Below are 18,339 nucleotides of genomic sequence, written 5' to 3' on the forward strand. Positions count from 1 at the left end.
GACCCCGCCGGACGGACCGCTGCGGCGCGTCCGGCTGTCCGAATCCTGTAGCGTAAAATCCGAGGTGAGTCTTTGACCTTGCACAAAATCCCGAGCACCTAGCCGGCATCAAAAAATGGCCCGCCCCGGACATCGGGACGGGCCGTGAACGCCGCGCTCTGTGCCTGCTATTCGGCCTCTTCGAACAGATCGACCGCATTCGCGCCCGTCGCCGACAGGCGGACCGTGTCGCCCTCGACCGCCGCGACCAATCCCGCGGGCAGATAATGATGTTTGCCGTCGACGCTGTCCTGCCTGGTCAGCTTGATGCGCTCGCCGTCGAGATGGTCGACGGTCCCGACATGGACGCCGTCGGCGCCGATGACATTCATATGTTCCTTGATCGCGCTATGGTCGTGCTCGGCCATCGTCATTCTCCTTGCTGCTTTACGGGACCGCCCGCAAAGTCTGTCACCGCAACGCCCGGCCGCGGCCTTCGATCCCGCGGCGCTGACGAACCGCCCGAAAGCTGCGCTGCTTTCCAAGCCGCCGTTCGCGAGCTAGGTTCGTTCGATGAACCGTTTCCCCTTACTCATCGCCGCGACGCTGGCTGCTGCGCCGCTCCCCGCTGCCGCCTGTTCGGTGGCGTCCGGCTACCGCGTGCCGACCAATATGGAGCTGGTCATGGGGGCCGACCTGATCCTGCTGGCCAGCGTGGCAGATGGAGGGACGGCCGTCGGTGACCCCGACGAACCGCGGATCGCCATCGAGCCGATCTCCGCCATAAAGGGCGAATTACCGGCGACGCCGCTGACGATGCCGGGATGGATCGCAGCCGGCGACGATGCGGTGCTCAGCAATCCCTATGAATTGAAGGACGCACATCCGCAAAGCCTGGCGGGGGCGTGCGTGCGCACCAGCTTTCCTCGCGGTTCACGCGTCCTGTTCTTGCTGGAATGGCAGGGCGATCACTGGCGCGCAGCGGGCGGGCCGTTCAGCCGCTGGGCCGAAGATGTACTGACCGACGAAGCGCCGTGGCTGCAGTTGGTGCGCCTCTATGCCGAAGCCGGTGGACGGCCCGCCAGCGATCGCGCCGCCTATCTCAACGCCCGCCGCGCTGAATATGGTGCCGAAACCGACAAGCCCGTGGCGCAGCTGATCGCCGCCGACATCGCGCGCCAGCTCGCGGGTCCAAACCCGCCGTTGCGCGAGGAATTACCGCCCGTTCCGGATGACAACCCATATCCTTAAACTTGCGGAGGCCTCGCCCATCAGGCAGCGGCGGCAAGCACTTTTTTCTCGATCACCCGGATGAACACATCAGGATCCTGCGCACCGGGGATCATCATGCGGCCGCCCAGGATGAAGGCCGGAACACCGGTGATATTCTGGTCGGCCCAATAGGCCTCTTCGCTGCGGACCATCTCGCCGAACTCGCCCGATGCCAGGATCGCCGCGGCGCGATTGCGGTCGAGACCGACCGACGCAGCGACGTCAGCGAGCACCGCATGGTCGCTGACGTCGCGATTGTCGGTAAAGTGCGCCGCAAACAGCGCGAGCTTGAGCGCGGTCTGGACGCCGGTCGCCGCCGCCTGATCGGGTTCTTCCAGCGCGCCTGCCCAGGTCAGCAGGCGGTGCGCATCGAAACTGTTGCGCATCCGGAAATCGGACCCGCGGTTGAATGCGAAACCAAGATCGGCGGCCAACGCCGCCAACTTGCCGCTGTTGGCGCGGCTCTGGTCGGCGGTGATGCCATATTTGCGCATGACGTGCGCGGCGGCATCCTCGCCCGCGGGCGGCATGTCAGGGTTCAGCTCGAACGGGTGCCACTGGACACGAAAATCGACGCGCCCCGCGAAATGCGTCATCACCTTTTGAAACTTCAGCCACCCGATGATGCACCACGGGCACATGATGTCCGAAACGATATCGGCGCTCAGTCGCGGCAACCCCTGTTCCGTCAACGCCCATCCCCTTGCCGGCATATTTCAGCCGGGTGTCCGACGGTCCTTGCCCGAGCGCCGGTCGGCCTTGCGCCGTTCCGGACCCTTGTAATCCGGATCGTCATTGACGCGCCGATCGGTTGCCCGTCGATCCGATCGCGCCCGTTTCTCGTCATCGGTTTCCATACGCCCCTCCACCCAAAAAGAGAAAAGAAGCGACCCGGAGCGCAGTAACTCATAAACTCACTCAAAACACAACAACGAGGCCGGGCTATGGCGCTCCCCGCCGGGCCGCCATCATTTCAAGTCGCCGGCGGCTCCGGCCGAGTTGCCGGTCGCCGTATCGACGGACACGCGCGACAAGGCCCACCAGCTTGCAAGCATCAAAACCACCGTCAACGCCTCGATGATCATGCCTTGGATGATGCCCCAATTGGTGGGATCCCCCATGGCTGCGCCGATCAGGCGACCAATCAAGGCGGTGCCGAACAAAGCAGCGGGAACCAACAAGGCGCGGACCCAGCCCGGCACCAAGGCACCGACGGCCGCCGCGCCCGACGCGACGATGAAGAAGGCCGAAAGGTCGGCCCGCAGCGTGTTGATCGCCACCCCGGTGATGGAGAACCCGAATGTTTCGGAATAGCTTGCAGGATCGAAAAGGCCGCGCAGTCCGACAATCGCAAAAAATGCCGCCCACAACAGCACCGCGCCGCGCCAGATCCAACTGCTCATTCTCGTCTCCCTTCAGCTTTGCAAGAAGCTGAACCATTGCCAGAAAATGTCAATGCTGGGGCCCGCCTACCCCGCGTCGGCGGCAAAAGTCTCTTCGATCCAGCCGCCGCCAAGGACACGACTGACATCGGCCGCATCATAAAGGACCGCGGCCTGCCCCGGGGCCACGCCATACTCCGGCGCGGCGAACAACAGCCGGTCACCCTCGACGCGCGCGGGAACGGGCTTGGCCATGCTCCGCACCTTGGCCAGGATTGGGCGCCCTTCGACAGCGCCCAGCCAGTTGGTTTCCCCAAGCCGTGCCCCGGCAACCGCCAGAGCGCGCCGCGGGCCGACCACGACCTGCTTCGCGGCCGCGTCGAGGCGCACGACATAGAGCGGTTCGGCCTGTCCGCCGATCTCGATCCCGCGGCGCTGGCCGACGGTATAGTGGATCAGCCCCTTGTGCGCGCCGAGCACGGTGCCATCGACATGGACGATCTCGCCCTGGTCGTCGGCTTCGGGGCGCAGCTTGCGTACCAGCGTCGCATAATCGCCGTCGGGGACGAAGCAGATGTCCTGGCTGTCGGGTTTTGCCGCGACACCGAGGCCGAGATCGCGCGCAATTTCGCGCACCACGCTCTTTTCCAGCCCGCCCAAGGGGAAACGCAGGAAATCGAGTTGCTCCTGCGTCGTCGCGAACAGAAAATAGCTCTGGTCGCGCGCCGGATCGACGGCGCGGTGCAATTCGGCGCCGTCCGGCCCTTTCACACGCCGGACATAATGACCGGTGGCCAGACAATCGGCACCCAGCTCCTTTGCGAGCGCAAACAGGTCGGTGAACTTGACCCCCATGTTGCAGCGGACGCACGGGATCGGCGTCCGCCCGTTCAGATATTCGTCGGCGAACTGATCGATCACCGTGTCGCGAAAGCGGCTTTCATGATCATAGACATGATGCGCAAAGCCCAGCCGGTCGGCGACCGCGCGCGCGTCGCGAATATCCTGTCCGGCGCAGCAGGCACCAACGCGCTTTGCCTTGGCGCCATGGTCGTAAAGTTGCAGCGTCACGCCGATGACTTCGGCGCCCGATCGCGCCGCCAGCGCGGCGACGACGCTCGAGTCGACTCCGCCCGACATCGCGACGACGATTCGCCGATCTTTCAGCGGCATCGCCAACTGGAAGTCGGCCTGGGCAAGCCCGGCAGGAGAAATCATCGTCGCCATGATGCGCGCCATCTAGGGATGCGATGGCAAAAATGCCAGCATTTCCGCCGCAGGTGTCAAGATATTGACGCAGGTTAAGTTTCGCTAACAAGGCATGAAATGGGCATTTACGCGACCTTAGGCGGTCTACGTTAAACAGGAAAAATGAACTTTGCCCCGTCCGAATTCCCGTGCCTTGCCGGCGCCGCCAGACTGTCGGAGCCCGGCTTCGACATTCTGCTGGCGGTCGCCGGATCCCGGCAGGCGGCGCAGCCCACGGTCCGGATGCTCCGCGCGCGCGCGACTCGCCGGATGCACGTCGCAACCGTTAATGCGCTGTGCCAGATGTTCGGTCGCGGGCGCAGCAATGCGGAACAAAACGGCCCGCGCGTCGTTCGTTTTTTCGACCTGTCGGACGGGTTGAACGGTTGGCCCGAAACTATGAATGCGGCGTTTACCAGAGGATTTCAGCCGATGTTGAACCCCTCTGATTTAGAGACGATCGCGTCGGAAAACTTCCCCCCCGACGACGAAACCATGGAATGATTATGATCGAGAACCAGAAAATCCGACCGGCACAGGTCATCGGCCCCCTCGGCGAACCACTGACGCTGGACTCGCTGCCGCCGCCGTCGACGACGCGCTGGGTCGTGCGCCGCAAGGCCGAGGTTGTGGCCGCGGTCAACGGAGGGCTGCTGAGCGTCGATGAAGCGTGTGAGCGCTACAGCCTGACGCTGGAAGAATTTGCCAGCTGGCAGCGCTCGATCGACCGCAGCGGCATGCCGGGGCTGCGCGTGACGCGCATCCAGCACTACCGCGACCTGTACGAGCGCCAGCAGCGCTTTTGACGCTGTCGGTCCAAACCAGAGTAACGGGCGCTTCGGCGCCCGTTTTTTTGTCACGCGATCGCGAGCGAAAAGGTGTCGCGAAAAAAATCTATCTTGATTCCATGGTTTTACAGATTCTTTGCAACCCTGACGTTCATCCCGCGTTAAGCCCCGGAGTCAACTTTGGGAGTCACTCAATATGCGTAAGATGTTCACTGCCCTCGCCGCTGCTTCGGCACTCGCCCTCGGCGCTTGCCAGAGCCCCGAGGCCGACCGCGTAGAAGATCAGGCAGAAGCCCAAGCCGATGCGATCGACGCTCAGGCCGACGCGATGCCCGAGGGTCCGGCCAAGGAAGCCATGGAAGACAAGGCCGATGCCGTCGAAGCCGCGGGCGAAGAAAAGGCCAATGCGATGGACGACAATGGCGAGATCGCCCCGTCGGAAGTCGGTGCGGACCCGGCAAAGAAATAAAAGCCGCTTTCGCTGAAGAATAGCGCAAAGGGCGCCGGATCGATTCCGGCGCCCTTTGTCATGCCCCCAAGTTTATTGTTGGTGAAAATCACGGGTTGTGACGCGCGTCACCGCTTCGTGGCCGGACCGCCGATAAGAAAGTGGCGTGGCCCGGGAGTTTCCATGCCCCAAGGCCATGGCAACCCGCCCGCCGCCGGTCGCGACCCCCGGCGGCGGCGGGGACAATCAGACGAGAGGGCCGTCATCGCTGTCGAATGTCCGAACCCGCGGCGAGCGCTCGCAAGACGTCCTGAACCCCGGGTGCGTCGGCGTCGGCTCGCAACGACGCAAGGCCGGCCGCAACGTCAAGCCTGTACTCGGCCACCCCGGCCGATTCACCTTTCCATTCCGCATCAAGCGACTTTACCAGTCGCTTTGCAGCGGCATTTTCCGACAATATATGAATATCGAGCACCGTCAGCCCTTCGGCAAGACAATGGACCAACAGCGCCGCCGTCATCATCCGCGCCAGACCGCGCCCTTGAAATTCGTCGATAACAGCGACGGAAAATTCACCGACGCGGCCGCCTTCACTGTGCCGTACCGCATGAACTGCGCCGATAGCTGGCTGACCGACGCATTCGGCACAAATGGCACCCCACGCAATATGGTCGTGGCCATCGACATCGACCAGCTTTTCGATCACCGCGTCGGGAAGTTGCGGCGTCGGCGAAAAAAAGCGCAGGTAACGCGATTCCGCCGACAGTTTGGCGATTCCGTCGCGCAATAATTCTTCGTCGTCCGGGGTGATCGTCCGCAGGCACACCGATGTTCCGTCGTTCAGCGCGCTGTGCACCACGACATCCTCGATCGCTGTCGATTTTCGCGAACCCTGTCCACCCGTTGCGGTCATCGCGGCCTCCCGGTTGCCACATGTTAGGGGCAGCGGCGGTCGCTGGCAAATATCGGGTGAAGCGGCGGTTTAGGTGAGATGTTGAAAGATGTTCGATTCTTGCACTTCTATTACACCTATTCCCTTAACAGCACGGCGAGGCCGACCTTTCGTGATCCACAAGACCATCGAACCAGAAATCCATATCGCGCAGGGTGCCGAAACTTTCGGCGCGCGGCTGGCGCGGCTACGGCGTGGTCAGGGGCTCAGCAAAACCGACGTCGCCGATCATCTGGGCATCAGCATCACCGCCATCTGCCATTGGGAACAGGACCGGTCGCGGCCGAAATCGGCTCGCCTGAACGATCTGTCGGAGCTGTTCGGCATATCGACGGCGGAACTGCTGGCCGACGACGGCGGACCGGGGCAGCCGAACCTGGCCGATCTGGTGTCGCGCGCGCGTATCGAAATCGCCCGCGCCGCAGGCACCGTCCCGTCCAAGGTCCGGATCGTCATCGAAATCTAGCGTCAGGTCACAGCGGCGCGCACGGTAAATTCAGGGCGCTGCCATTCGCCGCTGGCGATCACCTCGCCAAGCAGGCGCCCGGCGTGCCAGACATCGACGTGGCTCAGGGTCAACGGGGTGAGGCCCAGACGCAGGACATCCGGATCGCGAAAATCGCCGATCACGCCGCGCGCGATCAGCGCCTGCGTGATGGCATAGGCGTCATCGTGCCGAAAACTGATGTGGCTGCCACGCGCGACAGGATCGCGCGGCGTGACGCATTCCAGACCGGCAGCCTTTCCTGCGGCCAGCAACATGTCGAACAGCGTGGCCGATTTCCGTTCGACCATCGCGAAGTCGACGCCATCCCACAGCCCAAGGGCGGCCTCCAGCGCGCCGAGGCCAAGGACCGGCGGGGTTCCGGTCAGCCAGCGCTTCATCCCGGTGGCCGCGACATAATCGTCGGTGAAGGCAAAGGGGGCGGCATGGCCCATCCACCCCGACAAGGGATTGCCGAGCGCCGCCTGCCACCGTTCGGCGACGAACAAATAGGCAGGCGCTCCAGGGCCGCCGTTCAGATATTTATAGCCGCATCCGACCGCCAGATCGGCATTCGCACCGTTGAGATCGATCGCCACCGCGCCCGCGCTGTGGCTGAGATCCCAAAGCACGAGCGCGCCGACGGCATGGGCGTTGGCGGTCCACCGCGCCATGTCGAAGCGCGCGCCGGTTTTGTAATGGACGTGGGTGAGCAGCAGCACGGCGGTATCGTCACCCAGCGCATCGGCGAGATCGTCGCGCGCTACGACGCGCAGCTCCGCGCCGGGAACACAGCCGACCGCGCCCGCCGCGATATGCAGGTCGGTCGGGAAATTGCCCGCTTCGCTGACCACCACCGTACGCGCCGGGTCGCGACGCAAGGCGGCGACGAGCAGCTTGAACAGATTAACGCTGGTCGAATCCGCCGCGATGACCTCGCCCGCATCGGCTCCGATCAGGGGTGCGATCTTGCCACCGATCCGGGTCGGCGCGTCGATCCAGCCTTCGTTCCAGCTGCGGATCAGCCGTTCGCCCCACTGCCGCTCCACCATATCGGCACTCGCCGCCACGCTGGCCTGCGGCAACATCCCGAGCGAGTTTCCATCGAGGTAGATCAAGCCATCGGGGCGCATGAACCGGTCGCGCAGCGGCGCCAGCGGATCGGCGGCATCCAGCGCTTCTGCCTCGGCGAGCGTCATCATGGCGCCTTTGTCCTCTTCAAGGCGGCGAGGATCGCGTCGCGTTGTTTGCCCCAACTGACGCTGTCCGGCGCGATCAGTTCGACATGCCCTTCGCCCGGCGTCACCTCCATCGGCACCGTCACGCCGCGCTTCGCCATCGCGGCGCTGTAAGCGGCGCCGGTCGCGGGCGGGGTCACATGGTCACGGTCGTTGTTGAATTGCATTTCGCGCGCGGTACCGACCGGCATTTCGGGGGGCGAGGTGCGCGCATAATCGCCGCGCGCCATCGCGGCGGGGGCGTCGGCGCCGCAGGCATGGCCGATGCTGGCTGCCCCGGCGCGCAGGTCGGGCAAGCCGCCCTGGCTGATCGCAAGGTCGATGCGGATCGGGTCGGCGCCGCGCAGCACATCGTCCGCCGCCAGCGCCGGACGCCGTGCCAGCCACAGCGCCAGATGGCCGCCCGCGCTATGCCCGATCGCAATGCGGGTGCCGCCGGTGTCGAGGCCGTGCTTTGCGCCCTCGGCGACGAACAGATCGGCGGCGCGACCGACGTCTTCATAGGTTCCCGGCATCCCGCCGCCGCGATCGACACCGCGATATTCGATGTTCCACACGCCGACGCCGTGCGACCGCAGATCGTCGGCGATCCAGTTCATGATGTCGCGTTCCGCCACCGAAGTCTGCCAGCAGCCGCCGTGGATCATGATCACCGCGGGGTGCGGCCCCTGCCCCTTCGGCACCCAGACATCGACGATCTGCAACGCGTCATCGCCATAGCGGATCGTCGCGTCGGGCGACGGCTTGGCGCGCGTCAGCAAGTCGGGCCAGGTCATGATCGGCTTGTCGTTCACCGCGCCCTCCGTGCTGCCACGCTCTGCCGACGCAGGGACGCAGGCGGCGAGCATCAGCGCCAACCCCGCGACACCCGCTTTCATCGCCCCGATCAGGCGTCGTCGCCCATCCGCAGCGCGGCGATGAACGCCTCCTGCGGGATGTTGACGTTGCCATATTCGCGCATCCGCTTTTTGCCCTCTTTCTGCTTTTCGAGCAGCTTTTTCTTGCGGGTCGCGTCGCCGCCGTAACATTTGGCGGTCACGTCCTTGCGCAGCGCGGCGATGGTTTCGCGGGCGATCACCTTGCCGCCGATTGCGGCCTGGATCGGGATCTTGAACATGTGACGCGGGATCAGGTCTTTGAGCCGCTCGCACATGCCGCGCCCGCGGCTTTCCGCCGAACCGCGGTGGACGATCATCGACAGCGCATCGACCGGCTCGTTGTTGACGAGGATGCTCATCTTCACAAGGTCGCCGGGGCGGTGGCCGATCTGGTGATAGTCGAACGACGCATAGCCGCGCGAAATGCTCTTCAAGCGGTCGTAGAAGTCGAACACGACTTCGTTGAGCGGCAGTTCATAGGTGATCTGCGCGCGGCCGCCCACATAAGTGAGGTTCTTCTGCACCCCGCGGCGATCCTGGCACAGCTTCAGGATCGGCCCAAGATAGTCGTCGGGAACATAGATCACCGCCTCGATCCACGGTTCCTCGATCTCGTCGATGCGGTTCGGGTCGGGCATGTCGGCGGGATTGTGGAGCTCGATCTCCTTCGCCGCCTCATTCTTCGTGTGACCCAGCTTGAGCTTGTAGACCACCGACGGCGCCGTCGTGATCAGGTCGAGGTCATATTCGCGGGTCAGCCGCTCCTGGATGATCTCAAGGTGCAACAACCCCAAAAAGCCGCAGCGGAAGCCGAAGCCGAGCGCCGCACTGCTCTCCATCTCGAACGAAAAGCTCGCATCGTTCAGCCGCAGCTTCTGAATGCTCTCGCGCAATTTCTCGAAGTCGTTGGCGTCGGTCGGGAACAGGCCGCAGAACACGACCGGCTGGACCTCCTTGAACCCCGGCAGCGGCTTCGCGGCGGGTTTCTTCGCGTCGGTCACCGTGTCGCCGACGCGCGCCTGCGCGACATCCTTGATCTGCGCGGTGATGAAACCGATCTCGCCCGGGCCGATCTCGGTCAATTCCTCGCGCTTGGGCGTGAAACAGCCGACGCGGTCGATCAGATGGGTGGTGCCCGCCTGCATGAACTTGATCTGCTGGCCCTTTTTCAGCACGCCATCGACGACGCGGACGAGGATGACGACGCCGAGATAGGGGTCGTACCAGCTGTCGACGAGCATCGCGAGCAACGGCGCCGCGGCGTCGCCCGTCGGCGGCGGGATCTTCGTCACGATCGCCTCGAGGCATTCCTCGATGCCGATCCCCGACTTGGCGCTGGCGAGGACCGCCTCGTCGGCGGGCAGGCCGATGATATCCTCGATCTCGGCCTTCACCTTGTCGACGTCGGCGGCGGGCAGGTCGATCTTGTTGATCACCGGCACGATTTCATGGTCGTGCTCGATCGACTGATAGACGTTGGCCAGCGTCTGCGCCTCGACCCCCTGCGCCGCGTCGACGACGAGCAGCGCGCCTTCGCACGCCGCGAGCGACCGCGACACTTCATAGGCGAAATCGACGTGCCCCGGCGTGTCCATCAGGTTGAGCTGATAGGTTTCGCCGTCATGCGCGGTATAGTTCAGGCGCACCGTCTGCGCCTTGATGGTGATGCCGCGCTCTTTCTCGATATCCATATTGTCGAGCACCTGCGCCGACATTTCGCGCGCGGTGAGCCCGCCGGTGAACTGGATCAGCCGGTCGGCGAGCGTCGATTTGCCATGGTCGATATGCGCGATGATCGAAAAATTGCGGATGTGGGACAGGGGCGTGGTCATGGCGCGCCGTTAGCAGGCGAAAGCGGCGCTGTCAGCATCCCGTGACGCCCCAGCGCGGGCGGCGCGCGGAAGTTGTCGAAGTTGTCACTCTATCGACCCCGGAAACACGGGGGTGGCGGCGGAGGCTGGCGGTGCGCGAGCGGCCCAAGGTCGCCAAGGTCAGCCACGCGGCGCGGGCGCCAAACATCGCAAAGGTCGCGCGCGGACGCGATGTTCGGCGCGCGCGGAAAAGGCTGCGGATCGGACGAGTCAAAGAGCCGGAAAAGGAGGCTGGCACAGGAAAAATGGGTAGGAAAGCGGTTTTTCACGCGGAGCCGCGGAGGGCGCGGAGGGGACTTGCCCCGCCCGCCGATGATCGCCACTGTGCCGCCGGTTCACGCGGGGCGAGTGAGGGCGAAAAGACCAATGGATATTGCAGCTTATCTGGACGAGGTGCGGACGCAGTTCGAAAGCGGGCACGCGACCGAGCATAGCTATCGCCCCGCACTGTACCGGCTGTTCCAGAGCATCGACCCGGCGATCCGGGTGGTCAATGAGCCGAAGCGCGGCGACGCGGGCATGGTCGATTTCCTGTTCGAGCGCGACGGGGTTCCGTTCGGCTGGGCCGAGGCGAAGGACATCGACAAGGACGTCATCAAGCTGAAAGGCTATTCGGTCGAGCAGCGCAAACGCTATGAGGCGGCCTATCCCAATCTGATCTATACCAACGGCGTCGATTTCGAGTTTATCCGCGACGGCGCGCAGGTGCATTTCGTGTCGATCGCCGATTTCCTGATGGGATTGCAGGCGGTCCCCGACCGGTTCGAAGAACTGGAACGCCAGTTGCGGCTGTTCGCCGAGCAAAAGCCGATCAGCATAAGGTCGGCGGCGAAGCTGGCCGAAATGATGGCGGCGAAGGCGGCGATCATCAAGGACGAGATCGGCATCGCGCTGGCCGATGACCCCGACTATCGCACCGGATTGGGCGGCCAGTATCAAAGTTTCAAGGCCAATCTGCTGCCCGCGCTGGAACCCGGCGAATTTGCCGACATTTATGCCGAGACGATCACATACGGCATGTTCGCCGCGCGCTTTCACGACGATACGCCCGACACCTTCAGCCGCGCCGAGGCGCTGGAAAAACTGCCCGCGTCGAACCCGTTCCTGAAAGGATTGTTCGATTATATCGCCGGCCCGGCACTGCCCAATCGCCTGCGCTATATCGTCGACGATCTGGCGCAGGTGCTGCGCGCGAGCGACCCGCATTCGCTGTTCAAGGATTTCGGCAAGTTCACTGCGCGCAACGACCCCTTCATCCATTTCTATGAAGACTTTCTGGCTGCCTATAACCCCAAGAAGCGCAAGAGCCGCGGGGTGTGGTACACGCCCGAGCCGGTGGTCGATTTCATCGTGCGCGCGGTCGACGATGTTCTGAAGACCGAGTTCGGGCTGCCCCACGGGTTGGCCGATACGAGCAAAGTCCCCGTCGAATGGGACACCGGGTTGAATAATCCCAAAACCGGGAAACCGCTGACCGAAAAGCGCGAGGTCCATAAGGTCCAGATTTTGGACCCGGCGACGGGTACGGGCACCTTTCTGGCCAAGGCCGTGCAATTGATTTCGGACCGGGTGAAGGCGCGCGCGCCGGGCAAATGGTCATCCTATGTCGAACAGGATTTGTTGCCGCGCCTGCACGGTTTCGAACTGCTGATGGCGAGTTACGCCATGTGCCATATGAAGCTGGACATGCAGCTGACCGAAAGCGGGTACACGCCAAGCGCGAAGCCGCCGCGCCTGTCGGTGTGGCTGACCAATGCGCTGGAACCCGCCGAGCGCGACGTGAAGGATTTGTTCTTCCAGCCGCTCGTCGACGAAGCGCGCGGCGCGAGCGAGGTGAAGCGGCAGACGCCGATCATGTGCGTGATCGGGAATCCGCCCTATTCGGGCGAGAGCGCCAATAAGGGCGATCACATTATGGCGCTGATGGAGGCTTACAAAAAAGAGCCGGGTGGCAAGGAGCGATTGAACGAGCGCAATCCCAAGTGGATCAACGACGATTACGTTAAGTTCATCCGCATGGCCGAGGATTTGATCGCCAAGAATCCGTCAGGCGGTGTGCTCGGGTTCATCACTAATCACGGTTATCTCGACAACCCGACTTTTCGCGGCATGCGCTGGCACCTGCTCCGGACGTTTGACAAGATATGGGTGATCGACCTTCACGGAAACGCGAAGAAGAAGGAAGTCAGCCCAGACGGGTCCACCCCGCCGACCAAGCCGGACCCGACGATGATTTCCGCTCCGCCACCGGCGACGCTCGGCCGAGCGAGGTCAAGGTTTTCGACTATATTTATGGCGTGCTGCATTCGCCCGCCTATCGCGAAACCTTTGCCGAGTTTCTGAAGATCGATTTTCCGCGCATTCCCTATCCCAAATCGCCGGAGGTGTTTCGCCATGTCAGCGAAAAGGGTGAAGCGCTGCGGCGGTTGCACCTGATGGAAGCCGCGGCGATCGGCGCGACGCCCTATCGTTATGACGGTGCGGGCGATGATGTGGTGGCGAGCGGGTTTCCGAAGTTTGAAAAATCCTCCCCGTCGCGCAGCGATGGGGAGGGGGACCATGCGGAGCATGGTGGAGGGGCCAGCGGCGGAAAGGCCCCTCCACCGCCTTCGGCGGTCCCCCTCCCCACGGCTTCGCCGCAGGGAGGATCAACCGGCCGCGTGTTCATCAACAAGGATCAGTATTTCGACGACGTGCCCGAGATCGCGTGGAACTTCCACATCGGTGGTTATCAGCCCGCGCAGAAATGGCTGAAGGACCGGCGCGGGCGGGCGCTGTCGTGGGACGACATCGGCCATTATCAGAAGATCGTCAAAATCCTGATCGAGACCGACCGGATCATGAAAGAGATTGATCTGCCGCTGGAGTGAAGGTCGGCCGCAATCCTCCCTGTGGCGCAGCCATGGGGAGGTGGCAGTGCGAAGCACTGACGGAGGGGCGATTTGCGCTACCATCGTAGCCCCTCCACCATCGCCTACGGCGACGGTCCCGCTGGCGCTACGCGCCGTCTGCGACTCCCCCATGGCTTCGCCACAGGGAGGATTAGCGGGCCAGCCACCGCCTGCAATCGTCCCTGACCCGCGCATCGCTATCCCGCATTCCCTTCTCCAGCACCGCCGCCCTGCCCTCGCCCTCCGCCACCGCGGCCAGCGCGGCGATGGCGCTCGCGCGGACGCGGGCGACGGGGTGGGTGGTGGCGAAATGGGCGGCGAGGTCGCGGGCTTCGTCGCTGAGGTGGACGGCAACGCGGAGGAGGATTTCGGTGCTGGTCGTCGTCGGGCGGCGCGCGATCGTGCGCGTTTCCAGGTCGACGATATATTGGTCGCGCCAGGGGATGTGATCGCCCTCGTCCATGATGTTCAGGCTGACCGAGAGGCCGGGCGGCGGGTGCTGGCAGTGGAGGTCGCGGTGGGCGCGATAGAGGCGGAGCTGGCCCTCACCCAGCTGGCTGCGCCCGGTGAAGGTCAGGGTCAGCGGTTCGTTGTGGCGGCCCTCGACGGCCTCCGGGTCGAGCTCATAATCGTCGCTGAGATAGCCGGGGCCGAAATAGCCGATGGTGAGGAAGTTGAAATTATGGTCGTGCGCGACGCCGTAGGAGAAGGCCGCGGCGCCGCTGGCCCGATAGGCGGCGTCGGTCGCGGCGGGCCAGATATTGGCGCGCAGGTACCAGCCTCGCGGGCTGCGGTGGAGGAGGATGACCTGCGCCGAATAGCGATTGTCGGGCCGTGGGTCGGCGGTGGTGGATCGGAGCGCGGCGAGGAGGTGGTCGGCGAGGAAGCTGCGGTTGCGCTGGAGGCCGGCGAGGAGGGTGGCGCAGCGGTGGATGCTGGCTTCGTCGGTGAGGTCGACGCCGTGGTGGTCGAGCCGGGCGGTGACGTCGGTCAGGGTGAGCGGCGGGCCGGGGGGCGGGGTTATGGCGCGGGGCATGGGGGGCTTTCCTAAAGCCCCTCCCCTTTAGGGGAGGGGTTGGGGTGGGGTCCATCGGCCTTGCGCAAGGCCGATAGACCCCACCCGCTGCGACTAACCAGCAAGCTGGTAAGTCTCGCTGCCCTCCCCTGAAGGGGAGGGCTTGTTAAAAAGCGCGAGCGTGGCTTTTGCCGCGGCGCGGACTTCGGGGTGCGGGTCATCCGCCGCCATCGCAGCGAGCGGGGCGTGGGCGGCGGTGGGGCTTAGCGCGATGAGCTCGCGCATCGCGTGCCAGCGGGCGGCGAAGTCGGGGCTGCGGGTCTCGGCAACGAACAGGGGCGCGGCGTCGCGGTGCTGCATATGGCGGAGCAAGGTCAATGCCATCGTACGAAAGCTGCTGTCGCGGCTGGACGCGCTGATGTGGAGAAGGCGGCCGGTGACGGGGTCGTAGCTGCGGATCGGGAGCGGCGACGGCGGCTGGACGGTGAGTTCGAGGAGCAGCGCGTCATGCGCGCCGGGAACGAGGGTGAAGCTTTCGCGCGCGGTGTCGAGGTCGAGCGTCTCGCCGGTTTGGAGCGGGCGCGGGGGATCGCTGTGGCAGCGCGCGGCGGCGCGGGCGGTGAAGGCGCCGGCCTCCTCGGCGGGGGTGAGCGCGACATGATGTCGGCAGAGCTGCGCGCCGCCGCTGGCGAGGACATGGATCGCAGCGCGTCCGGGGACGAAGATGGCGGGCGATTCGGGCGGTGCGGCGGAGGCGAAGGGCCAGACGCGCAAGGTCAGACGGACGTGGCCGCGTTCGGCGAGCACGAGCCCGCCCGGTGCCTGTTCGCCGCCGCCCTCCCCGCCACCAAAGGCGCGCAGCGGCGGGCGCGCGAAGGGGTCGGTGCGGAGGAGCGCGAGCGCGCTTTCGATCCGCGTTGCGAGCCAGCGCCGGTCGCTGAGCCAGGGGCGCAGCGCGGCGATCACGGCATCGGGGGCGGCGTTCGCCTGCGCAGTGATCGCGGTCAGCAGGCCGTCGGGTACGGTATCGGCGATCGCCCATGCGGCGGCGACCTCACCCACCGCGGTGCGGATCGCGGCGCGGCGGGCGGCGTCGTGGCGCGGGAAATGATCGTGGCGGGAGGCGCTGGCAAGCATCGCGGTGGGGCGGGAAAGCCGGGGCGCGATGCCCCGCCCCTTCCCGCCGCTCTGTCAGTCGTACACGATCAGCGCGATGGTGACCGCAATCTCGAACACCGACGGCCCCGACGACGCGCTCTCCCCGACGAGCGCGCCGAACAGCCCGACCGCGGTGTCGAGCGCGGGCAGCGCGTCGATGTCGATGGCTGGCAAATCCATATGTTTCTCCTGATGCGACCGGCGGCGCGACCTGCCGCCGCGGCGCAGGGTTAGGAAGCGGCGCGCCGGGGGCCAGTTAACTTACCGTAATGTCGCTGGTCGAAGGCGGCTTGCCCGCGCGGCGGCGCGGCATAGGGTGGCGGGAACAAACGGGAGATTTTTCATGCGCCGCACGATTGCCACCGCCCTAGCCCTGCTGCTGGCTACGCCTGCCGCCGCCGAAACGCTGCTGATCGGCAACAAGGGCGAGGATACGCTGAGCCTGGTCGCGTTGGCGTCGGGCGAAGAGCTGGCGCGGCTGCCGACGGGCCGGATGCCGCACGAGATTGCGGTGTCGCCCGACGGCAGGCAGGCGGCGGTGGTCGCCTATGGCGGGACGACGATCGACGTGTTCGACGTCGCGGCGCGGCGGAAGGTGAAGACGATCGACCTCAGCCCGAACCAGCGGCCGCACGGGCTGGTCTGGCTGAGCGACGGGCGGCTGGTCGCGACGGCGGAGGGCAGCGAGTCGGTCGCGGTGGTGGCGGCGGACGGCGCCGTCACCTCGATTGCGACGGGGCAAAAGGGGACGCATATGGTCGTCGTCGCCCCCGACAACCGCACCGCCTATACCGCCAATATCGGGTCGGGGACGGTGAGCGTGCTCGACCTGAATGCGGGGACGAAATTGCACGACCTGACCATCGGCGGCAAGCCCGAGGGGCTGGCGCTGGCGAAGGGCGGGCGCGAACTGTGGGTCGGCGACCTTGACGCGCCGCGGGTGACGGTGTGGGACACCGCGAGCGGTGCGAAGGTCGATGAGCTGCCGGTCGATCCGGTGGCGATCCGGGTGCTGGCGAGCCCCGACGGCAGACTGATCGCGACGAGCAATATCGGCAAGGGCACGATCAGCCTGTTCGATGCGGAGACACGCGCGCCGGTGCGGACGATCGCGGTGTCGGAGGGCGACGCGGCGCGGCAGGTGACCTTGCTGTTCAGCGCCGATTCGGCGCGGCTCTATGCGGCCGAGACGGGGGTGGACAAGGTCGCCGAGATCGACGTGGCGAGCGGCAAGGTACTGCGCCGGATCGCGGCGGGGAAGCAGGGCGACGGGCTGGCGATTGCGCCCTGACTGCGGTCAGCCGAGCGCGTGCGTCTTGGCGAGTTCTGCAAAGATCGGATGGTCCGAGTGGATGTGGTTCTCGATCACATAGCCGTCCTTGAGCAGCAGCCGGTCGACGCCGACGATCTGGCCGGGGCCGACCGCGAAGTCACCGCGGACGATCCAGCGGACAAAGGCGGTGTCGCCGTTGAGGGCGTGGTCGGTGACCTCGACGCTGAAATCACCGAGCGCGGTCAGGAAGTTCGCAATGGCATCGAGATAGGCGGTACGGCCGACAACGGGGGCTGAAGCGGCGGGCCATTGGCCGACGACATCGGGCCAGACCACCGGCGCGACCATGCGCGCATCGCGGCCGTGCGCCCAGAACAATTCGAAACCCTCGACCGTCCAAGGGCGCAAGGGCGGGGCGTCGGGGGAAGATACGTCGGACATGGGCGGCCTTTCCTGCGGTTGCCGGTGGGGGATAGCAGCAGGGGTAATGCCCGCAATTACGCGGCGGGTAATGGGGATGGGGCGGCTATGGGGGCTGACGGAGGGGGTTGGCGTTCTCACGCTAACCTTGCGTCAGGCCGCCAGCCCCCTCCACCACCTTCGGTGGTCCCCCTCCCCGCCAGCGGGGAGGATCTCGCAACTAATCGCTAGCCGTCGTTCGGCATCGCTAGCCACAACGACAGACCCGCCGGTGCATCGACCGGCGGAGCTTCGACGACATGCCGCACCGCGTCGGCGCGGGCGCGGGTCAGGATCGCGGGGGGGATGTCGGCGGGGTGGAAGATATGGTCGGCCTCGCCGAGCAGGCGCGCGGCGCGGAGGGTCAGGTCGTCGGGGTCGGGGCTGGTCAGGTGGATGGTTTCGAGGCGTGACGGCTGCGTTGTGGCGTCGCTGGCCAGCCATTCACCGACCTTGTCCGCCGCGGCGCCGTCGAGCGGGTCGAGGGCGCCGCCGCTGGCGAGCGCGGCGTCGATCGCGCGGCGGCGGTCGGCGGCGGCGGGCCAGCGCGCCTTCATGGCGTCGCGCGCGGCGGAGAGCGCCGATGCCAGTTCTCCGAGGCGTGCGGGGAGCAGTGCCTCGATGCGCTGGCGGACGGCTTTTGCCAGCCCCGCCGAGGCGCCGCCGGTGCCGATGGCGATGGTAACCGGGGCGCGGTCGACGATCGCGGGGGTGGTGAAATCGCAGAGGTCGGGGCGGTCGACGACGTTGACGAGCAGGCCGTGGGCGCGGAGGGCGGCGGCGGCGGCGCGCGCTTCGGCTTCGTCGTCGAGCGCGACGAAGGCGATGGTGGCGCCCTCCTCCCACGCGGGGACGATGCGGCCCCCGGCGCGCTCGATCAGGCGGGCCTTGGCATCGGCGGCTTCCCCCTTACCGTCCAGCACGACGGTGCGGCCGGTGAGGTTCAGGAAGATCGGGAGCTGGTGCATGGAATCGTCCTAGCAGAAATGCGGCCAAAATCCTC

General features: G+C 65.6%; 21 protein-coding genes. 8 read left to right on the forward strand and 13 right to left on the reverse strand.

Annotated features, from left to right (window positions below):
* Positions 1–167 precede the first annotated feature (167 nt).
* Positions 168–407 carry a DUF2171 domain-containing protein gene (locus tag IR187_RS05345; protein WP_194953672.1) on the reverse strand — a complete coding sequence of 80 codons (240 nt, stop codon included), beginning with the start codon at positions 405–407 and terminating at the stop codon, positions 168–170.
* A 145-nt stretch (positions 408–552) separates the two neighbouring features.
* On the opposite strand from IR187_RS05345, the gene IR187_RS05350 reads away from it, so the two are divergent.
* A complete protein-coding gene (locus IR187_RS05350; RefSeq protein ID WP_194953673.1) occupies positions 553–1,230 on the forward strand; it encodes a hypothetical protein in 678 nt (225 codons plus the stop codon).
* Between the two features lie 20 nt (positions 1,231–1,250).
* Here the strand turns inward: IR187_RS05350 and IR187_RS05355 are convergent, their stop codons facing one another.
* The 3 genes from IR187_RS05355 to mnmA all read right to left on the reverse strand — a co-directional run bounded on the left by IR187_RS05355 (position 1,251) and on the right by mnmA (position 3,851).
* Positions 1,251–1,943, reverse strand: a complete 693-nt coding sequence (locus IR187_RS05355; RefSeq protein ID WP_228765568.1) for a DsbA family oxidoreductase — start codon at positions 1,941–1,943, stop codon at positions 1,251–1,253.
* A 276-nt stretch (positions 1,944–2,219) separates the two neighbouring features.
* Complete coding sequence (locus tag IR187_RS05365) at positions 2,220–2,654, reverse strand: hypothetical protein (protein ID WP_194953676.1); 435 nt, start codon at positions 2,652–2,654, stop codon at positions 2,220–2,222.
* A 66-nt stretch (positions 2,655–2,720) separates the two neighbouring features.
* On the reverse strand, positions 2,721–3,851 hold the full coding sequence (gene mnmA / locus IR187_RS05370; protein ID WP_194953760.1) for a tRNA 2-thiouridine(34) synthase MnmA: 1,131 nt from the start codon (positions 3,849–3,851) through the stop codon (positions 2,721–2,723).
* A 153-nt stretch (positions 3,852–4,004) separates the two neighbouring features.
* Between mnmA and IR187_RS05375 the strand changes: the two genes are divergently transcribed.
* The 3 genes from IR187_RS05375 (at position 4,005) to IR187_RS05385 (ending at position 5,138) form a co-directional block, all read left to right on the forward strand.
* Complete coding sequence (locus IR187_RS05375) at positions 4,005–4,385, forward strand: hypothetical protein (protein WP_194953677.1); 381 nt, start codon at positions 4,005–4,007, stop codon at positions 4,383–4,385.
* 2 nt (positions 4,386–4,387) lie between these two features.
* Positions 4,388–4,687 carry a CtrA inhibitor SciP gene (gene sciP, locus IR187_RS05380; RefSeq protein WP_194953678.1) on the forward strand — a complete coding sequence of 100 codons (300 nt, stop codon included), beginning with the start codon at positions 4,388–4,390 and terminating at the stop codon, positions 4,685–4,687.
* Positions 4,688–4,865: 178 nt separating this feature from the next.
* Positions 4,866–5,138, forward strand: coding sequence for a hypothetical protein (locus IR187_RS05385; protein WP_194953679.1), 273 nt, complete (start codon positions 4,866–4,868; stop codon positions 5,136–5,138).
* Between the two features lie 241 nt (positions 5,139–5,379).
* Here IR187_RS05385 and IR187_RS05390 read toward each other — a convergent pair whose 3' ends face one another.
* Positions 5,380–6,030: a GNAT family N-acetyltransferase gene (locus IR187_RS05390; protein ID WP_194953680.1), complete on the reverse strand. Its 651-nt coding sequence runs from the start codon at positions 6,028–6,030 to the stop codon at positions 5,380–5,382.
* 151 nt (positions 6,031–6,181) lie between these two features.
* On the opposite strand from IR187_RS05390, the gene IR187_RS05395 reads away from it, so the two are divergent.
* On the forward strand, positions 6,182–6,535 hold the full coding sequence (locus tag IR187_RS05395) for a helix-turn-helix domain-containing protein (RefSeq protein ID WP_194953681.1): 354 nt from the start codon (positions 6,182–6,184) through the stop codon (positions 6,533–6,535).
* A 2-nt stretch (positions 6,536–6,537) separates the two neighbouring features.
* Here IR187_RS05395 and kynU read toward each other — a convergent pair whose 3' ends face one another.
* The 3 genes from kynU to lepA are packed head-to-tail and all read right to left on the reverse strand — an operon-like array spanning position 6,538 to position 10,501.
* Complete coding sequence (kynU, locus tag IR187_RS05400) at positions 6,538–7,752, reverse strand: kynureninase (RefSeq protein ID WP_194953761.1); 1,215 nt, start codon at positions 7,750–7,752, stop codon at positions 6,538–6,540.
* Entirely contained in the window at positions 7,752–8,669 is a 918-nt protein-coding gene (locus tag IR187_RS05405) for an alpha/beta hydrolase family protein (RefSeq protein ID WP_228765571.1), read from the reverse strand. The genes kynU and IR187_RS05405 overlap by 1 nt, the downstream gene beginning before the upstream one ends.
* Before the next feature lie 8 nt (positions 8,670–8,677).
* Positions 8,678–10,501 (reverse strand): translation elongation factor 4, encoded by a 1,824-nt coding sequence (gene lepA, locus IR187_RS05410; protein ID WP_194953682.1) that lies wholly within the window; start codon positions 10,499–10,501, stop codon positions 8,678–8,680.
* Positions 10,502–10,906: 405 nt separating this feature from the next.
* Here lepA and IR187_RS17085 point away from each other — a divergent pair, with 405 nt between their 5' ends.
* Together IR187_RS17085 and IR187_RS16705 are read left to right on the forward strand one after the other, a co-directional pair.
* Positions 10,907–12,883 (forward strand): N-6 DNA methylase, encoded by a 1,977-nt coding sequence (locus tag IR187_RS17085; RefSeq protein WP_324187648.1) that lies wholly within the window; start codon positions 10,907–10,909, stop codon positions 12,881–12,883.
* Positions 12,829–13,410 carry a type ISP restriction/modification enzyme gene (locus tag IR187_RS16705; RefSeq protein ID WP_324187650.1) on the forward strand — a complete coding sequence of 194 codons (582 nt, stop codon included), beginning with the start codon at positions 12,829–12,831 and terminating at the stop codon, positions 13,408–13,410. The genes IR187_RS17085 and IR187_RS16705 overlap by 55 nt, the downstream gene beginning before the upstream one ends.
* Positions 13,411–13,582: 172 nt before the next feature.
* Here IR187_RS16705 and IR187_RS05420 read toward each other — a convergent pair whose 3' ends face one another.
* The 3 genes from IR187_RS05420 to IR187_RS05430 form a co-directional block, all read right to left on the reverse strand.
* Entirely contained in the window at positions 13,583–14,467 is an 885-nt protein-coding gene (locus IR187_RS05420) for a transposase (RefSeq protein WP_194953683.1), read from the reverse strand.
* Positions 14,468–14,560: 93 nt separating this feature from the next.
* Positions 14,561–15,583, reverse strand: coding sequence for a HEAT repeat domain-containing protein (locus tag IR187_RS05425; RefSeq protein WP_194953684.1), 1,023 nt, complete (start codon positions 15,581–15,583; stop codon positions 14,561–14,563).
* Positions 15,584–15,637: 54 nt separating this feature from the next.
* Positions 15,638–15,784, reverse strand: coding sequence for a hypothetical protein (locus IR187_RS05430; RefSeq protein ID WP_194953685.1), 147 nt, complete (start codon positions 15,782–15,784; stop codon positions 15,638–15,640).
* Between the two features lie 163 nt (positions 15,785–15,947).
* Here IR187_RS05430 and IR187_RS05435 point away from each other — a divergent pair, with 163 nt between their 5' ends.
* Positions 15,948–16,895, forward strand: coding sequence for a YncE family protein (locus tag IR187_RS05435; RefSeq protein ID WP_194953686.1), 948 nt, complete (start codon positions 15,948–15,950; stop codon positions 16,893–16,895).
* A gap of 6 nt (positions 16,896–16,901) precedes the next feature.
* Here IR187_RS05435 and IR187_RS05440 read toward each other — a convergent pair whose 3' ends face one another.
* Together IR187_RS05440 and IR187_RS05445 are read right to left on the reverse strand one after the other, a co-directional pair.
* Positions 16,902–17,318, reverse strand: coding sequence for a nuclear transport factor 2 family protein (locus IR187_RS05440; RefSeq protein WP_194953687.1), 417 nt, complete (start codon positions 17,316–17,318; stop codon positions 16,902–16,904).
* A 206-nt stretch (positions 17,319–17,524) separates the two neighbouring features.
* A complete protein-coding gene (locus IR187_RS05445; RefSeq protein ID WP_194953688.1) occupies positions 17,525–18,304 on the reverse strand; it encodes a precorrin-2 dehydrogenase/sirohydrochlorin ferrochelatase family protein in 780 nt (259 codons plus the stop codon).
* Positions 18,305–18,339 lie beyond the last annotated feature (35 nt).

The organism is Sphingopyxis solisilvae (genome assembly GCF_015475875.1).
Taxonomy (GTDB): domain Bacteria; phylum Pseudomonadota; class Alphaproteobacteria; order Sphingomonadales; family Sphingomonadaceae; genus Sphingopyxis; species Sphingopyxis solisilvae.